The organism is Pseudalkalibacillus sp. NRS-1564, from assembly GCF_050467905.1.
GTDB classification, from domain to species: domain Bacteria; phylum Bacillota; class Bacilli; order Bacillales; family Guptibacillaceae; genus Guptibacillus; species Guptibacillus hwajinpoensis_B.
The window spans coordinates 126,739-143,644 of the sequence record NZ_JBITPM010000018.1 but is presented as its reverse complement, the minus strand read 5'-3'; the positions used below and the strand labels follow the sequence as shown (position 1 = coordinate 143,644).

The window sequence follows — 16,906 nt, the reverse complement described above, 5'->3', positions numbered from 1 at the left end:
TGAGCAGCATGCAAATTAGCATGAAGGAAATTCATAAAGCATTTGGCGCAAATAAAGTACTTGAAGGAGTGAACATTGACATCCAGGATGCCGAAGTTCATGCGCTTATGGGAGAGAATGGAGCAGGGAAATCGACGCTCATGAACATTCTCACAGGTCTTCATAAGAAAGACAGCGGAACAATCGTGATAGATGGACAAGAACGCGTTTTTGATAACCCAAAAAAAGCAGAAGAAAACGGTGTCGCTTTTATTCATCAAGAGCTGAACATCTGGCCAGAGTTAACGGTGTTGGAGAACTTATTCATCAATAAGGAACCGGTTACATCTTTGGGACTCATTCATACGAAAAAAATGAAAGCGATTGCGAATGAGCAATTTAAGAAGTTAGCTATCTCGATTCCTCTTCAGCAGGAAGCTGGGAAATGCTCGGTTGGGCAACAGCAAATGATTGAAATTGCCAAAGCGTTAATGACAGATGCAAAAGTAATTATCATGGATGAGCCAACTGCAGCGTTAACAGAACGCGAAATACAAACGTTGTTCCAGGTTATTCGGTCTCTAAAGAAAAGCGGTGTTTCCATCGTCTACATTTCTCACAGAATGGAAGAGATTTTCACCATTTGTGACAGCATTACGGTTATGCGAGATGGAAAAACAGTCGATACAAAGCCTATTCCAGAAACGAGCTTTGACGAGGTTGTTCGCAAAATGGTGGGGCGAGAATTAACGGATCGTTTCCCTGAACGGTCACCTAAGCTTGGAGAAACGATGTTGGAAGTAAAGGGTTTATCCAGAAAAGGTGTGTTTGAGAATGTTAGTTTCTCAGTAAGATCAGGGGAAATTGTTGGTGTATCCGGACTAATGGGTGCAGGAAGAACGGAAATCATGCGTACCATTTTTGGACTCGATGGGAAATACACTGGTGACATTCTACTGAATGGCAAACAAGTTGTTATTAAAAGTCCCCACCAGGCTGTTCAGTTGGGGCTAGGTTTTATTACGGAGGATCGGAAAGAAGAAGGTCTTGTGCTCGATTTCTCGCTAAAAGATAACATTGCTTTACCAAGTCTCTATAGCTTCGCACCAAAAGGGTTAATCAATGAGAAGAGTGAAGAAGATTTCGTGGAGCTGTTGATTAAACGACTAACGATTAAGACGGAGTCAGCTAAAACAAGTGCCAAAAACCTTTCTGGAGGTAACCAGCAAAAAGTAGTTATTGCGAAATGGATTGGTATCGGTCCAAAAGTCCTCATTCTTGATGAACCAACTCGAGGCGTTGACGTCGGCGCCAAACGCGAAATCTATCAGTTAATGAATGAGTTAACCGATCGAGGAGTGGCGATTATCATGGTTTCCTCAGAGTTACCTGAAGTGCTCGGAATGAGCGATCGCATTCTTGTTTTCCATGAAGGTCATATGACTGGTGAAGTATCAAAAGAAGAAGCAACGCAAGAGAAAATAATGACGCTGGCAACAGGAGGTCAAGAAGATGAATAATGCGCTAAAAACAAACCATGTTGGGAATATCATGCAGAAGCTTGGACCGCTATTAGGCTTACTCGTTTTAGTTGTAACCGTTTCCATCATGAACCCGAGTTTTTTAGAACCACTGAACCTATTGAATTTACTTAGACAAGTAGCGATCAATGCTTTAATTGCTTATGGTATGACATTTGTTATTTTAACAGGTGGGATTGATTTATCTGTTGGTTCGATTCTAGCGCTATCAAGTGCGCTTATGGCAGGGATGATGGTATCCGGAATTGATCCGATTCTAGCTATTCTCATTGGTTCATTGCTTGGTGCTTTAATGGGTATGGTTAACGGACTATTGATTACAAAGGGAAAGATGGCACCATTTATTGCAACGCTTGCAACGATGACGATGTTCAGAGGGTTAACGCTAGTGTACACGGATGGAAATCCGATTACAGGTCTTGGCGATAGCTATGCTTTCCAACTTTTTGGAAGAGGTTATTTCCTTGGTATTCCGGTTCCAGCGATTACGATGCTGCTTTCTTTCGCAGTGCTTTGGATTATCCTTCATAAAACACCATTCGGAAGAAAAACTTATGCCATTGGTGGTAATGAGAAAGCTGCCCTTATTTCAGGCATTAAAGTCGATAAAATTAAAGTGATGATCTATTCACTTGCAGGTCTACTGTCAGCTCTTGCGGGGGCAATTCTAACGTCTAGATTGAATTCAGCACAACCGACGGCAGGTACATCTTATGAGCTTGATGCCATTGCGGCCGTAGTATTAGTGGGAACAAGCCTTTCCGGAGGACGAGGATTAATTGTTGGTACGTTAATCGGTGCCTTAATTATCGGTACGTTAAACAATGGTTTAAATCTACTTGGAGTATCTTCATTCTTCCAGATGGTTGTTAAGGGTATTGTTATTATCATTGCTGTGCTAATTGATCGTAAAAAAGCAGCTTAGGAGGATTACTATGAAAAAGCTATTGCCACTTCTGCTTAGTTTGTCACTGCTTGTGCTTGGAGCGTGTTCGCTTCAGCCACCTGAATGGGCCAAACCGAGTCAGGAAACGGATATAGAAGATATTAAAATTGGTTTATCTGTTTCAACGTTAAATAATCCATTTTTTGTTTCGATGAAAGATGGCGTCGAAGCAGAAGCAAAGGAAAATGGAATGGATGTTGTTGTTGTCGATGCGCAAAATGATGCGGCAAAACAGATTAACGATGTAGAAGACCTTATTCAACAAGGAGTCGACGTTCTATTAATTAATCCAACTGACTCAGCTGCGATTTCAACAGCTGTACAATCAGCGAATAGCCTCGGTATTCCCGTCGTTACTCTTGATCGCTCAGCTGAAAAAGGTGATGTGGCGACTCTCGTATCCTCTGATAATGAAAAAGGAGGAGAAATGGCTGGAGAGTTTCTTGTTGAACAACTGGGTGAAGGCGCAAAAGTAGCTGAGCTTGAAGGTGTACCGGGTGCTTCCGCTACTCGTGAACGTGGTCAAGGATTCCATAATATTGCGGATGAAAAGCTTGATGTTGTGGCAAAACAAACAGCGAACTTCGATCGTACGGAAGGGTTAAATACGATGGAAAACTTGCTTCAGGGTAATCCGGATATTAAAGCCGTTTTTGCTCATAACGATGAGATGGCGCTAGGCGCTATTCAGGCAATCCAAAGTTCAGGTAAAGATGTTCTAGTTGTTGGATTTGATGGTAACGAAGATGCGATTAATAGCATTAAAGATGGTAAGCTATCTGCAACAGTGGCACAGCAACCTGAAGAGATCGGTTCTCTTGCTGTTCAGGCTGGCGTCGACGTACTAAAAGGAAACGAAGTAGACGAGACGATACCAGTGCCTTTGAAACTTGTTACAGAAGAGACAGAATAACAGTTAACGCTCCCACTATTGGGGGCGTTTTTCTGTTTAAAAGGAAATGTGAGACGAGAGTCGAAATTATTTATAGTAGAAAACAAGGAGGTTGTGGAGATGGAAGCGTGGATTGAAGCAATGTTCTCCCAAACGTTTGTCGATGAAGCGATTGATCGGTTTGGTATTCAGAAGATAGGTGTGAAAAAGCTAGGGGATTTCGAAAACTATGTCTTTGAAGTAGAAGAAAAAAACACCTCCTGGATCCTTCGCTTTACTCATAGCTCACATCGCACAATAGAAGAAGTGAAGTCGGAACTCGTATGGGTCAATCATTTATACGATGAAGGCGCTCATGTAGCGCGCGCTTATCCTTCAAAATACAATAAAATGATTGAGATCTTTTCGTCAGAAAATGGGCAGTTCTTTGCCTGTCTATTTAATAAAGTACCGGGAAGAGCGGTTAAAGTTGATGATCCTATATTTGGATCTCCCTTGTTCGAAGCATGGGGAAAGGAAATTGGGAAACTGCACGACATTTCGATGAGAAATCAGGTTTCAGTTAAGAGACAGAGGTGGGATGCAGGTGACCTGCTTCAATTCGATCGGTATCTTTCAAAAACAGAGGATGCCCGAATTATTATAGAAGGTAAAAGATTAATCGAAGAGATACAGACCTTTCATGAAACGGGAAAAACGTTTGGTCTCATTCACTCAGATGTCCATTATGGCAATTTTCATTTTGATGGTAAGAGTATTCATCTATTCGATTTCGACGATAGTATGTATCACTACTATATTAGTGATATTGCGATCCCCGTTTATTATGCTGTCTGGCAAAAATGTGGAACAGCTTCGCTTACGGAGCGTTCAACCTTTGCGACAGAATTTTTACGTTCATTTTTGAAAGGATATCGAGAAGAAATTCACGTCTCAGACGAGTGGCTCAAGACCATTCCTTACTTCCTGCGTTTAAGAGACTTTGAGCTTTATACTGTGTTTCATAAAAAGTTTGATGTTGAACGGATGAATGATAAGGAGAAAGGGATGTTGGATGGCATTCGTTCGCGTTTGATGCGATCCGAATTAATAGCGAAACCAGCTTTTGAAGAATTAAAAAATCGTATTGAAAACGCGTAGCGATGTTTTCCAATTAGTAAGAAGTGGTAATGTACTTTTGCGAAGCTTTTAATAGAAAGGATGAATGAAAGTGGCAAAAGTACAAATTGGAAAATCAGGTTTACAAGCAAATCCTATCGGATTAGGTACGAACGCAGTTGGTGGACATAACATTTATCCGGACTTAAATGAAGAAACTGGGAAAGATCTCGTAAGGGCAGCACTTGATAATGGCATTAACTTACTTGATACAGCCTATATATATGGACCAGAGCGTTCAGAAGAGCTCGTTGGTCAAGTCATTAAAGAGCGAGGCAGTCGCGACGATATCGTCCTCGCTACGAAAGGGGCTCATGAATTTAAGGGGGAAGAGGTTGTTTTAAATAATTCACCAGCTTTCTTGAAGCAATCAGTTGAGAATAGCTTGAATCGCCTCCAAACAGATTACATCGATTTATTTTACATTCATTTTCCTGACGAAGATACTCCGAAAGCCGAAGCAGTAGGAGCTCTAAAGGAATTGAAAGATCAAGGCAAGATTAAATCTATTGGTGTATCTAACTTCAACTTGGAGCAGTTGAAAGAAGCGAATAAAGACGGCTATGTTGACGTTCTTCAAAGTCACTATAACTTATTCCATCGCGAAGCTGAGGAGGATCTCCTTCCTTATACGGCAGAACAAGGCATTTCTTTTGTTCCATATTTCCCTCTTGCCTCAGGACTTCTAGCTGGTAAGTATGATGAGAATACAACCTTCGATGATATTCGTGCTAAGGATCCTTTATTCCAGGGGGAGGCATTTAAAGAGAATCTTAGGAAGGTTGACCAGGTTCGCGAAATGGCAAACGCAAAAGGCGTTGAAGTTCCTCATATGGTGCTGGCATGGTACTTAACTCGTGATAGCATTGATGTCCTAATACCAGGAGCCAAACGTCAAGAGCAGGTTGTTGATAACTTAAAAACGCTTGATGTGAAGTTAACGAGTGAAGAAGTACAGCGAATCGATCAAATTTTTAAGTAAGAGAGGGATTAACCAGAGGATGTAATGTCCTCTGGTTTTTCAGTGTCATTAAGGTGCTTTAAGTGGTAATGTGTATGTGAAAGTAGATTATTTCCGCGGTCATCTTACTTGCCTAAAAGGAGGACTTCGAATTGAAAAAAGGTGTGCTCTTTTCTCTTACTCTTTCTCTCGTTCTCATTGCTATTCTGCTTATTTTCCTGTTTGAAGATGATCGAGCGGCACGCCCTGGAATGATCATGTCTCTCGGTGCCCTTGCTGTAGTATTTCAGCGCGTCGTCTGGTTAGTGATGAAGAGGAAAAAGAAGAATCAAAATAGGAGGTAACTCGATGTGATTAAAGTGAAAGCGCTCGGCCTTCTATTTAGAGAAGATAAGATTCTTGTTGAAGCATTTTATGGTAAGCACTCAAATGGTTTAGGAGGTTATTATCGACCATTAGGTGGGAATATAGAGTTAGGAGAGCCCTCTAATGAAACGGTTGTGAGAGAATTTAAAGAAGAGCTAGGTATTGATATAAAAGTAGAGAAATACATAACGTGTCTCGAAAATAGGTTTCAAATCGATCAGAAATGGTCTCATGAATTGATTCAATTGTATACGGTTTCGTTTATTGATGAGGCTCATTATATGAAAGAAAGATTTTCCTTTATTGAAGGGGATGCTGTGGCAGAGTGGTTAGCGGTCGAAGACATACTTAATGATATAGAATACTGTTACCCTAATGGATTAGATCAAGTGTTGAATCAGTTCTAATAGGAATTTTCTTTCGTTCACAACACACTGTCATCTAATTGAAATATCAAAATCAATCCATATTCTTTCATTGATTAGGAAAGACTACTATAATGATTACTGGACGGGGAATAATATGTTTCTGTCTAAACAAAGGATGAACTTAATGGAACGGAAATCAAATGAAGCTGAAATTGCCAGCTATGTTGGCAAGCTGTTAAGAGATAATTTTGGAAAAGGGCCATCGTCTGTTTATGTGTCGATTCAAGAGCCTTACATGACAATCTATTTTCGTGACTTTCTAGCACCTATGGAACGCGTTCTAGTCGATCAGAAAGAAGATATGCGTGTAGAAGAAACAAGAGATCTTCTCATGCTTGGATTACTTCCTGAGATCAAAGCGTCTATCCGTGTGATGGCGGATATTGAGATTGAATCGTTCTACCATGATTGGTCGCTTCATAACCGATCAGGTATCATTGTTGGTGTGATGAAAGAAGTGAATTCATTTGAAGGACGCGAACTTGAAGGGTATAAAGAAAAAGAGCAAGTTCATGATCAGATCATTCGCGTTAGTAAGCTTGCAGAAAAAGCACCTGAAAACGTAGACTCTTGTAAGTTGAATGATCGTACGTTAGTTGTTCTTCGAGAAGGTATTCTCGTTCGGATTGAAAAAGAGTTAATTCGCGATGGTTTTGAAGAGGAACTCAAGTTAACGAAAAGACGACTTGAAAAAGGGTTGTTACACGATCATCAATTCGAATCGATTCTTTCCGCAAAAGTGGAGGATATCTTCGTAGACTGGGATTTTACTTTAGATAAAAGCTACATTACGATTATTATGAAACCAAATTAAGATTAGGTGGAAATAAACTGGGCGATAGAACCAGTGATAAGCCGAAAAGAACCAGGAACCTGGTTCTTTTCGGCTTTTTTTATTTTCTTCCTAGTTTGTTAAGTACCTATCATCCAAAAATGATTCAAGGAGGAAAATGATGAAATATTTAATTGATCACTCAAAACGAGTGATTCATCGCACGCCTTTCGCTGGAGATCAATGTGAATTCCATACTACTCCAGTTCAAGAAAGGGAGGGGACACATGACCCTTTGTATCTTCGAAAACTGGTTGAAAAAAAATCTTATGAAATATGCAGTTTTTGTAAGGGGAGTCTTCAATAATATAAAGAAAGAAGGAGGTTCCCCCTTGAGTTACGAATGTTGTAAGTATGTTAAAGCAGTCGGATTAAGGGGGAACATTAGTGTTAAGAAAAAGAGCGGGAGTTATTCTTATCGAGAATAATCAGATCGCGCTAATAGAGCGAAAGCGAAATGGGAAAGTATATTATGTGATTCCAGGTGGCGGGATTGAGACGAACGAAACGCCTGAACAAGCTGCAAGAAGAGAAGCTGTTGAAGAGCTCGGTGTGGAGGTACAGCTGTCAGAGCTATATTGTACCCTCCAGGATAGAGAAGATTATTACTATAAGGCTAGTATTATTCAGGGGGATTTTGGAAGCGGATCAGGCGATGAATTTATGACGGATGATTATCGTCGTGGAACGTATAAGGCTGTTTGGGTATCGTTAGCTAAATTAAAGACTTTGAATGTATATCCGGAAGAACTGGCCCAATCTCTTGCAATCCATAAGGGTGAAACGGAGCTCAGTGAGAATAACCGTAGTGAAGGAAACAGTATACGATGGGTAGGTAGTGAGAAAGCATATCTAGATGAGCCCTCGTGTTCTCAAGTTGGGAAAGTTCACGTGGGGCGATTTGGTGGAAATTCATCAGCTGGTCAAACGAAGAACGAAGATGGATGTCTTGTTTGGAATGGTGTTGATTGGGAATTAGCCATGGTTTTAGATGCGCATAAAACCGCCAGTAGTGCAGGGCTAATTCTAGATGAGTTTGAGCGGAACCGTTCGACGATCTCAAGCATTATAGCCAAAGAAACGAGAGAAGCGATGAGTGAATTGCAGCCAACAGTCTTAGCGCTTTTCCAAGATGAAGACTTTAAACAAAAATGCAGGGAAGTAGAAGGAGAAACGGCATGCTTGCTCGTTGTTAGGAAAGGCAAGTATTTATGGTGGTTCTCAGTTGGTGATTGTTTGTTGTTTCTATTGCACGCTGATTTAGAGGGGCTTGGGGAAGCGATTCAAAACCATCGCAGTTTCTATGAATGGATTGGTGAAGTGAACACCTTTGATACGATCGTTCCATGCTTTAGCACAGGAACAAAGGAGCTGAGAAAAGGTATAAATCGTATCTTTTTAACAACGGATGGACTTCTTGAATGTCCGAATTCGAATTTTCATCAATCAGAGGAAGTGTCCGATCGATTGAAGGGCGATTTTATTAAGGAGGATATCCATAGGTTATTAGAGGAAATAAAGAATAAGAATGTAAGAGACAGTACGACGATTTTAGCTTGGGACATTACCATATGTGAAGATGGTTTGATGCCAAGTGATCAATAAAGACTCACATGGAAGTAACAATGGTTAATGAAAGAAGACGTCGCTATTGCGACGTCTTCTTTCATTAACTTATAAGCTGAATCACATAACCACCGATGACTCCGATTAAAACGATCATCCATGCGGGGAGTTTCCAAATTGAAAGGAGAGCGAATAAAATCGCTGCAAGGGCAAAGTCTTCTCCTTTTATTATGGCACTTTTGATAACGGGATCATAAAAGGCAGCCAATAGTATTCCAACAACGCTCGCGTTCACGCCGATTAATATTTTTTGGAATGAAGCACGCTGTCGTAACTCGTTTAGAAAAGGGAGTGCTGCCGTGATCAAAAGGAAAGAAGGTAAGAAAATCGCCACTGTGACGACAATAGCACCTGTAAACCCTTCTAACATTGTACCTAGGTAGCTTGCGAACGTAAACAGTGGACCTGGAACAGCCTGGGCCATTCCATATCCAGCTAAAAATTGATCAGCTGAGAGAAGTCCCTGTGGAACAATTTCGCGTTCGATCATCGGAAGCACAACATGACCACCGCCGAATACAAGCGCTCCAACTCGAAAGAACATGTCAAATAAATGAAGCGGAGCGTTATCGGTAAACCGGTTGAGTATAGGTAATGCGATTAAAAGCGTTACTAAAAGGATAAGCGCACATACACCAACTTTTTTTGATAAAGAAACAGGAAACGGTTTTACGTTAGATTCTGTCTTATCATTGAAAAGACGTAACCCAAGCAGTCCAGCGCCTACGATAATAAGGAGTTGCATCCATGCTGAGGGATAGAGGAGCATAATGAGTGCTGCCGCTAATGCGATCGCGATTCTCGTTCGGTCAGGTGTGAGTTTCTTTCCTAGGCCAATGATGGCATGTAGAACGACAGCAGCCGCGACAATTTTTAAACTATGAATGAAAATCCCATCTCCGAGTGAGAAGGTTTGATAAAGCATGGCGAAGATGACAAGAATAAGAATGGATGGGATCGTGAAGCCAAACCAGGATAGGAAACCACCGAGCATCCCGCCGCGCATCATTCCGATTGCAATTCCTACCTGACTACTTGCAGGTCCAGGCAAAAATTGACAAAGAGCAATAATGTCAGCGTACATTTTATCATCAAGCCACTTTTTTCGATCGACATATTCATTTTTAAAATAGGCAAGATGAGCAACTGGCCCTCCGAATGAAGTAAGACCAAGTCGCGATGATACAAGAAGTATTTCAATAAATGTTTTGAAGCTATGTTTACCAGGCATGTTTGTCCTCCGTTAGTCTTTAATTTCTTTAAATAGCTCATAGGCTTTTGATTGAGCTTCTGCTAAGACTTGTTCACCTTTATCGGTCGTGCGATAGTATTTTCGAATTTTCCCATTTACGTTGCTTTCTGCTTTGGTCAGCAGTTCGTCTTTCTCCATACTGTGAAGGATCGGGTATAAGGTCCCCGAGCTCATTTCATAGCCATGTTCACGCAGTTCTTCAAGCATCCAGGTTCCATATATCGGTTCTTCCTTAGCATGATGGAGAATATGGATTTGAATGAAGCCTAGAAAAAGCTTTCGCAGAATTTTATTATCCAAAAGTAGCCACCTCTCTGATATTGCAAATCGATATCGAATTGCGATATTGGTATCGCTATTATTGTATAGTGGAGTAGGAAGTTAAACAAGGTCTTGCCAAGCTTATTTACAAACCTTTAATATTTCGTTCTGATAAGTATTGGAGTGAAGGAGCAGTAAGCTGATTTAATGAATCCTATTTTTAAAGGAAAGAATAAGCTAATTTCTTTTATTACTTCTTCAGGTATAGTAAGATATGGACTGTTGTTTAGAAGACATTTGAACGGTAAATCCTAATAGAAATACATCTTTTTGTACGCAACCGTCATAGAAAAAGGAGGGGAATAGATGGAGGAAAAACAAACATACGAATTCTTGGCTGACGATCCGAATTTCAACGTCAAACCAGTCATGATCTCTCTTATAATCGGAGCGTTTTTTGCCATCTTAAATGAAACACTTTTGAATATCGCGTTAACTACTTTAATGGAGAAATTTAGTGTAACGCCTGCCACAGTTCAATGGATGGCTACAGGATTCTTGCTTGTGATGGGGATATTAACTCCAATCTCGGCGCTTCTTCTTCAGTCGTTTACAACGAGACAGATGTTTATCGGCACAATGACCGTATTTACAATAGGAACGCTCATATGTGCAATTGCGCCAACTTTCGGCGTTCTCTTAAGCGGACGGCTTTTACAAGCAGTTGGTACTGGATTATTAATTCCAATTATTTTTAACACGTTTCTTCTTATATTCCCGCCAGAACGACGCGGTACTGTTATGGGGACAGTTGGGCTTGTTATTATGTTTGCTCCTGCAATTGGACCAACTCTTTCAGGCATTATCGTCGATCAGCTCGGCTGGCGTTATCTCTTTATTACGGTTATTCCATTCGCGTTATTTTCAATCGCATTTGGCTATAAATTCCTAAAAAATGTTGGAGAGGTAACAAAGCCAAAAGTAGATGTGCTTTCCATCCTTTTATCTACTATTGGATTTGGGGGAATTGTTCTAGCGTTTAGCTTTGCCGGAGAGGGAGAGGTTGGCTATTTAGCACCACAAGTCTTTTATCCTCTCGTTATTGGAGTTATCTCCCTCGTTATTTTTGTGATCAGGCAGCTGAAATTAGAAGAGCCGATGCTGGATGTGCGAGTGTTTAAATATCCGATGTTCACTGTAGCCGTATTGTTGTTTATCATCATCATTATGGCCATGTTCTCATCAGAAATTATCCTTCCGATGTACATGCAAGGACCGCTAGCATTAACTCCTCAAACGGCAGGGTTAATTCTCCTTCCGGGAGCGCTGTTAAATGGACTGATGTCACCGGTGATGGGGAAATTATTTGATAAGTTTGGTCCAAGAAAACTAATTATCCCAGCAACGTTTGTCCTTGTAGGTGTGATGTTTACATTTAGTAAGCTAGGGATAAATACATCGATTACATTAATCGTTGTAACTTACATCTTACTCATGCTATCGATTTCAGCGATCATGATGCCAGCTCAAACGAATGGATTAAATGGTCTTCCGAAAAAACTTTATCCGCATGGCACGGCCATTATGAACACGCTACAACCTGTTTCAGGAGCGATCGGTGTCTCTGTTTTCATTAGCATCATGACAACGCGACAACAGACTTATCTCGATAATGCTTCAAACCCAGCAAACCCACAAACCATTAGCGAGTCACTCGTATCAGGAGTTGAACTTGTCTATCTTGTAGCATTTGGATTTGCTATAGTTGGTTTCTTAGTGGCTCTCTTTATTCGAAAAGCATTACCTGAAGATCAAACAGGGCAACCTGAAGCACAAGCTGTAAATGAATAAGAAAAGCGTCTCTCTTGAGGCGCTTTTTTAGTTGTCACAACTCTGTAACCAAATATGCGACTTTATGCTTTTTTGTAGAAAGTGAAAATGTAATATAATTGAAAAGATGTAGATGGTTTAAATGAGTTTAAGAAAGAGAAAGAAATTAATGGAGGTATTTTACATTTACATCCCAAATAATGTATGCTCCTTTCCTTATTTTCTCTATTCTTTAACAGTAGGGTTACGATTTGCGAGGTAACTTTACTAATGTGTTAAAAGAACGTTTTCATAGAAGGACAATGATTTATGCTCTCCTAGAGTGGAAGTTGACATTAAATTTTCTAGGGAGTATTATACTCAAGTATTAGGATTTAAAAAGAATTTACAAATTTACAATTAAAATATATTAAAAAGATATTTGTATCACATACAAGGAGGTCTTCAACTGACATGCGAAATAAATTAAGCAGTCAGATTAATAAGCCATGGACACTGTTCATTGGCGTGATTCTATTATTCTGGTTAAAAATGTACGCTGTCTATCAGACTGAATTTGATCTTGGAATTCAAAATGGTATGCAATCGTTCCTATTAGTCTTAAACCCAATTAGTTCATTACTTCTATTCTTTGGATTTGCGCTGTTCTTTAAAGGACGTAAACGAGCATGGGCAATCCTCATTATTGATTTTGTACTTTCATTTATTCTCTATGCAAACGTTGTGTACTACCGATTCTTTAATGACTTTATTACACTACCGACTGTGATGCATACGAATGATGCAGGAGAATTAAAAGATAGTGCTTTTGCTTTAATGCAGTTCTCGGATGCTTTCTATTTCATTGATACACTGCTTATCCTTAGCTTGATTTTGTTTAAAGTTATCAAGCCACAAGTAGCGATGAAAAAGAAGAAAATCGCGCTTGTTTTCGCATCAGCAGCAGTATTCTTTACAGTGAACCTGGGGCTTGCTGAAGCTGATCGTCCTGAATTACTAACGCGTGCTTTTGATCGTACGTATATTGTGAAGTATCTTGGACAGTTCAATTACCAAATCTTTGATGCCGTGACGACAGTTAAGTCAAGCTCTCAGAGTGCATTCGCAAGTAGCGATGACTTAACGGACGTAAGAAACTTCGTAGAAGCAAACCGTACAGAACCAAACCCAGAGTATTTCGGTAAGGCTGAAGGGATGAATGTGATTTACATTTCATTAGAATCACTTCAAAGTTTCGTGATCGGAAGAGAAGTAGATGGTCAGGAAGTAACACCATTCTTAAATAGTCTTATTGAAGATCAGAATACGTTCTATTTTGATAATTTCTTCCACCAGGTTGGTCAGGGGAAAACGTCTGACGCAGAATTTATGATGGCGAATTCTCTCTATCCATTACCAAGTGGATCAGTAGCAATGGAAAAAGCGCGTAACACTTACCAGGCACAGCCTGCGATTCTTGAACAAAAAGGTTATTCCACAGCTTCCCTACACGGTAATGGGAAAACATTCTGGAACCGTGATGAAATGTATAAGTCATTTGGTATTCAGAAATTCTTTGATTCAAGTTATTACGATATGAATGAAGAAGATGTTCATAACTATGGTCTTAAAGATAAGCCGTTCTTTGAACAATCCATTCCATATCTTGAAAGTCTAGAACAACCGTTTGAAGCGAAAATGCTTACTTTATCAAACCACTTTCCGTTTACTATGGACGAAGGTGATGTTGATTTCCCAACACTTGAAACAAATGACTCAGTCGTAAATGGCTATTTCCAAACAGCTAAATATATGGATGAGTCGATTGAACAATTCTTTAATGATCTGAAAGAATCAGGTCTTTACGATAATACAATGATTGTCATGTATGGTGACCATTATGGTATTTCTAATAACCATAATACGGCGATGTCAGAGGTAATGGGAGAAGAGGTCGGCGCATATGAAAATGCTCAATTACAGCGTGTCCCTCTTTTCATCACGGCCCCTGGCGTAGAAGGAAAGCAAGTACATGAATATGGTGGTCATATGGACGTTCGTGATACCGTTCTTCACCTACTAGGTGTTGAAACAGATGATTTTATCTCATTCGGATCCGATCTTCTTTCAGAAGATCACCGTGAGATTGTACCTTTCCGAAATGGCGATTTTGTAACACCAGAAGTAACATCTGTCAACGAGAAATGCTATGCGAATCCTACAGGAGAAAAAGTAGACGCAGAGGCATGTGAGCAGGCAGGACAGTTTGTCGAAGAGTCACTGGAACTATCAGACAAAGTCGTCTATGGTGACCTACTTCGTTTCTATGAACCTGAAGGCTTCACTCCTGTTGATCGTAACGATTACAACTATACTGTGGATCAAATGGAACCAGTACAAGAAGATCCAGCTCAAGAAAAAGAACAGAAATAATGACAAAGCAACCTGCCTTATGTGGCAGGTTGCTTTTTTATGTGCAAGATTAGTGCATGCTGGTGATTCACCATTTTTGGCTTATTCAAGTTAAACATAGCCTATCTCCATCTAAAGTTGTAGATGAAAATAAGTAAATAGCTAGAGTTTTTGTTTCTTTAAGTAGGTTATCATTTCCATATAGATATCAATCTTTGGAAAGAGGGAGATAGGAATGAAGCGACCGATCTGTATCACTTGTGGGACGCAATATGAGATGATGGAAAAGAATCCGGATACATGCCCTATTTGTAAAGAAGAAAGGCAATACGTTAACCCTGAAGGACAAGAGTGGACAACAATGGAGGAAATGCAAGCAGCTCAATTTCAAAACCAGATCATTGAGGAAGAAAAAGGACTACATAGTGTGACGACAGCCCCCACCTTTGGGATTGGACAAACAGCTTACCACATTCAGAGTAAAGGTTTTAATCTGCTTTGGGATTGCATTTCTTATATTGATGCGGATACTATCCAAAAGATCAATGATCTTGGTGGCTTAGATGCAATTGCTCTTTCGCATCCCCATTATTACTCTGCACAAGTCGAATGGGCAGAAGCCTTTAACGTTCCCATTTACATTCATGAAGATGACTCTGAGTGGGTGATGAGAGAGTCTGAAATGATTCGTTTTTGGAGTGGGGAGGAATTAAAGCTAACGTCTGATTTAACAATTTATCGCCTTGGCGGCCATTTCCAAGGAGGAGCAGTTCTTCATGTACCAGAAGGCAATGAAGGAAGGGGCTTGCTCTTAACTGGAGACATTATTCAAGTAGTAGCTGATCAGGAGTGGGTAAGCTTTATGTATAGCTATCCAAACCTCATCCCTTTGCCAGCATTAAAGGTGGAAGAGATGGCCCAAAAGGTGAAGTCGTTAAAATATGATCGGCTTTACAATGCGTTTCATCGTAGTGTGAAATTCAATGCTGATCAATCTGTTCAGCTATCCGCGACTCGATATATAAAAGCGCTTGAAGGTAAGTTGTTTCATACGTGAAGAGAAAGCCTCCTTATAAAGGAGGTTTTCTTTTGTAAAAGCTTTGGTAGTTTATACTGTTGATTCTCGATTATTGGCTCAATCGAGTGTAAATGGTCATAAAATCAATAATGTTTATAGCCTTGGTAAAGTACAAATTAGCAGGGAAATTCCATTATTAATCGAATACGGTTAGAAGAATGACCGAATGAGGAGGGGAATGAGTAATGTAAGGAGGTTTCAAAATAGGAATAAGTGGAAATAAAACATTACTATGGTAATATAGAACGGTCCTTCAAAGCTACTGTAGAAAAGATGAAGGTGCTAGGTCTATATGAGGAGGTAGCACATATGAAGATTTATCATTTTGGTGAATCGGCAGGAAAAGAAATAACGAAGTTCGGATCAAACTTCATCATGTCCCGAATTTCACAAACAGAGGGAAGCGTACATATTGGAGTTATGTATTTAGACAAAGAAGGGATAATTGGGTTCCATCAAGCTGTGACGCCTCAATTATTGTTAATCATCAAAGGTGAAGGTATTGTGAGAGGAGAAGAGGATGAGTTAATAAAAGTACGAGAAGGAGATGCTGTTTTTTGGAATATAGACGAATGGCATGAGACCACATCAGAGAATGGATTGACTGCCATTGCGATCGAAGGGGAAATGGATCCAGAGTTATTTATGAAGGAGAAGGAGTAACCGGAAGTGTAAGAACGAACAGTTAAAAAGATAATAAAAAAGCTCTTCCACCGGGGAAGAGCTTTTTCTATATGATTTACGCTTTAACTACGTTAGTAGCTTGTGGTCCGCGGTTACCTTGCTCAGTGTCAAAAGTAACTGTTTGACCTTCTTCAAGAGTTTTGAAACCTTCGCCTTGAATAGCTGGGAAATGTACGAATACGTCGTCTCCGCCTTCAACTTCGATGAAGCCAAAACCTTTTTCTGCGTTAAACCATTTTACTGTACCTTTGTTCATGTGTGTATCCTCCAAGTGCATTTTGCACAAATATTACTATTACTGCTCTACATAATCATTTGAGATGTAAGTACTTCCTAAAGTAGCCTGCTCTTTAATAATCAGTACCGAACAACAATAATTAACCTTAGTATAACACGTCTCCCAAAAAAAGCAAACCTCTTCTGAAAAATCGTTCTTTTTTACTTCCAAACAAAGTACTGTATGGGTATGTTCGAATACTGTTAGTTAGTGAAAAACATTGATCAAACAGACTCTTAGTGTCGTTCTACCAATGAAGATATGGTAAAAATTCTAATCAAATATTATTTGTGTGAAGCAATTGGTCGTCATAGGTTGTAAAAGAACCTCAAAACAACTGTGACTATCGACCGTACCTACAAATATTAATGAAGATGGAATGAAATTTTTAATGTAAAATGAAA

The 16,906-nt window shown here is 39.8% G+C and carries 17 protein-coding genes; 14 read left to right on the top strand and 3 right to left on the bottom strand.

The genetic code is table 11. The features are described from left to right. The first annotated feature begins 8 nt into the window (after positions 1-8). The 10 genes from ACIFPW_RS09560 to ACIFPW_RS09515 all read left to right on the top strand — a co-directional run bounded on the left by ACIFPW_RS09560 (position 9) and on the right by ACIFPW_RS09515 (position 8,708). On the top strand, positions 9-1,499 hold the full coding sequence (locus ACIFPW_RS09560; protein WP_430243775.1) for a sugar ABC transporter ATP-binding protein: 1,491 nt from the start codon (positions 9-11) through the stop codon (positions 1,497-1,499). Beyond that, entirely contained in the window at positions 1,492-2,445 is a 954-nt protein-coding gene (rbsC, locus tag ACIFPW_RS09555) for a ribose ABC transporter permease RbsC (protein WP_430243774.1), read from the top strand. The genes ACIFPW_RS09560 and rbsC overlap by 8 nt, the downstream gene beginning before the upstream one ends. Positions 2,446-2,455: 10 nt before the next feature. Further along, positions 2,456-3,379, top strand: a complete 924-nt coding sequence (gene rbsB / locus ACIFPW_RS09550; RefSeq protein WP_194220397.1) for a ribose ABC transporter substrate-binding protein RbsB — start codon at positions 2,456-2,458, stop codon at positions 3,377-3,379. A 99-nt stretch (positions 3,380-3,478) separates the two neighbouring features. Continuing rightward, positions 3,479-4,498, top strand: coding sequence for a phosphotransferase enzyme family protein (locus tag ACIFPW_RS09545; RefSeq protein WP_430243773.1), 1,020 nt, complete (start codon positions 3,479-3,481; stop codon positions 4,496-4,498). Between the two features lie 64 nt (positions 4,499-4,562). Next, positions 4,563-5,498 (top strand): aldo/keto reductase, encoded by a 936-nt coding sequence (locus ACIFPW_RS09540; RefSeq protein ID WP_430243772.1) that lies wholly within the window; start codon positions 4,563-4,565, stop codon positions 5,496-5,498. A gap of 131 nt (positions 5,499-5,629) precedes the next feature. Next, positions 5,630-5,821, top strand: coding sequence for a hypothetical protein (locus ACIFPW_RS09535; RefSeq protein WP_430243771.1), 192 nt, complete (start codon positions 5,630-5,632; stop codon positions 5,819-5,821). 6 nt (positions 5,822-5,827) lie between these two features. Continuing rightward, positions 5,828-6,250: an NUDIX hydrolase gene (locus ACIFPW_RS09530; protein WP_430243769.1), complete on the top strand. Its 423-nt coding sequence runs from the start codon at positions 5,828-5,830 to the stop codon at positions 6,248-6,250. Positions 6,251-6,395: 145 nt separating this feature from the next. Beyond that, complete coding sequence (locus ACIFPW_RS09525) at positions 6,396-7,085, top strand: Na-translocating system protein MpsC family protein (RefSeq protein WP_430243768.1); 690 nt, start codon at positions 6,396-6,398, stop codon at positions 7,083-7,085. A gap of 139 nt (positions 7,086-7,224) precedes the next feature. Beyond that, positions 7,225-7,410: a hypothetical protein gene (locus ACIFPW_RS09520; RefSeq protein ID WP_194220403.1), complete on the top strand. Its 186-nt coding sequence runs from the start codon at positions 7,225-7,227 to the stop codon at positions 7,408-7,410. Positions 7,411-7,490: 80 nt separating this feature from the next. Continuing rightward, on the top strand, positions 7,491-8,708 hold the full coding sequence (locus tag ACIFPW_RS09515) for a protein phosphatase 2C domain-containing protein (protein ID WP_430243767.1): 1,218 nt from the start codon (positions 7,491-7,493) through the stop codon (positions 8,706-8,708). Between the two features lie 64 nt (positions 8,709-8,772). Here the strand turns inward: ACIFPW_RS09515 and chrA are convergent, their stop codons facing one another. Beyond that, on the bottom strand, positions 8,773-9,960 hold the full coding sequence (gene chrA / locus ACIFPW_RS09510) for a chromate efflux transporter (RefSeq protein ID WP_430243766.1): 1,188 nt from the start codon (positions 9,958-9,960) through the stop codon (positions 8,773-8,775). Positions 9,961-9,972: 12 nt separating this feature from the next. Continuing rightward, positions 9,973-10,281 carry a PadR family transcriptional regulator gene (locus ACIFPW_RS09505; RefSeq protein WP_430243765.1) on the bottom strand — a complete coding sequence of 103 codons (309 nt, stop codon included), beginning with the start codon at positions 10,279-10,281 and terminating at the stop codon, positions 9,973-9,975. Between the two features lie 327 nt (positions 10,282-10,608). Between ACIFPW_RS09505 and ACIFPW_RS09500 the strand changes: the two genes are divergently transcribed. The 4 genes from ACIFPW_RS09500 (at position 10,609) to ACIFPW_RS09485 (ending at position 16,204) form a co-directional block, all read left to right on the top strand. After that, positions 10,609-12,093, top strand: coding sequence for an MDR family MFS transporter (locus tag ACIFPW_RS09500; RefSeq protein ID WP_430243763.1), 1,485 nt, complete (start codon positions 10,609-10,611; stop codon positions 12,091-12,093). Between the two features lie 432 nt (positions 12,094-12,525). Beyond that, the gene (locus ACIFPW_RS09495; protein WP_430243762.1) at positions 12,526-14,484 is read left to right on the top strand and encodes an LTA synthase family protein; all 1,959 of its coding nucleotides are present in this window, start codon (positions 12,526-12,528) and stop codon (positions 14,482-14,484) included. 214 nt (positions 14,485-14,698) lie between these two features. Next, complete coding sequence (locus tag ACIFPW_RS09490; protein ID WP_430243761.1) at positions 14,699-15,520, top strand: hypothetical protein; 822 nt, start codon at positions 14,699-14,701, stop codon at positions 15,518-15,520. A 330-nt stretch (positions 15,521-15,850) separates the two neighbouring features. Next, the gene (locus tag ACIFPW_RS09485) at positions 15,851-16,204 is read left to right on the top strand and encodes a cupin (RefSeq protein ID WP_430243759.1); all 354 of its coding nucleotides are present in this window, start codon (positions 15,851-15,853) and stop codon (positions 16,202-16,204) included. Positions 16,205-16,280: 76 nt separating this feature from the next. Here ACIFPW_RS09485 and ACIFPW_RS09480 read toward each other — a convergent pair whose 3' ends face one another. Beyond that, positions 16,281-16,481 (bottom strand): cold-shock protein, encoded by a 201-nt coding sequence (locus ACIFPW_RS09480; RefSeq protein ID WP_430243758.1) that lies wholly within the window; start codon positions 16,479-16,481, stop codon positions 16,281-16,283. Positions 16,482-16,906 lie beyond the last annotated feature (425 nt).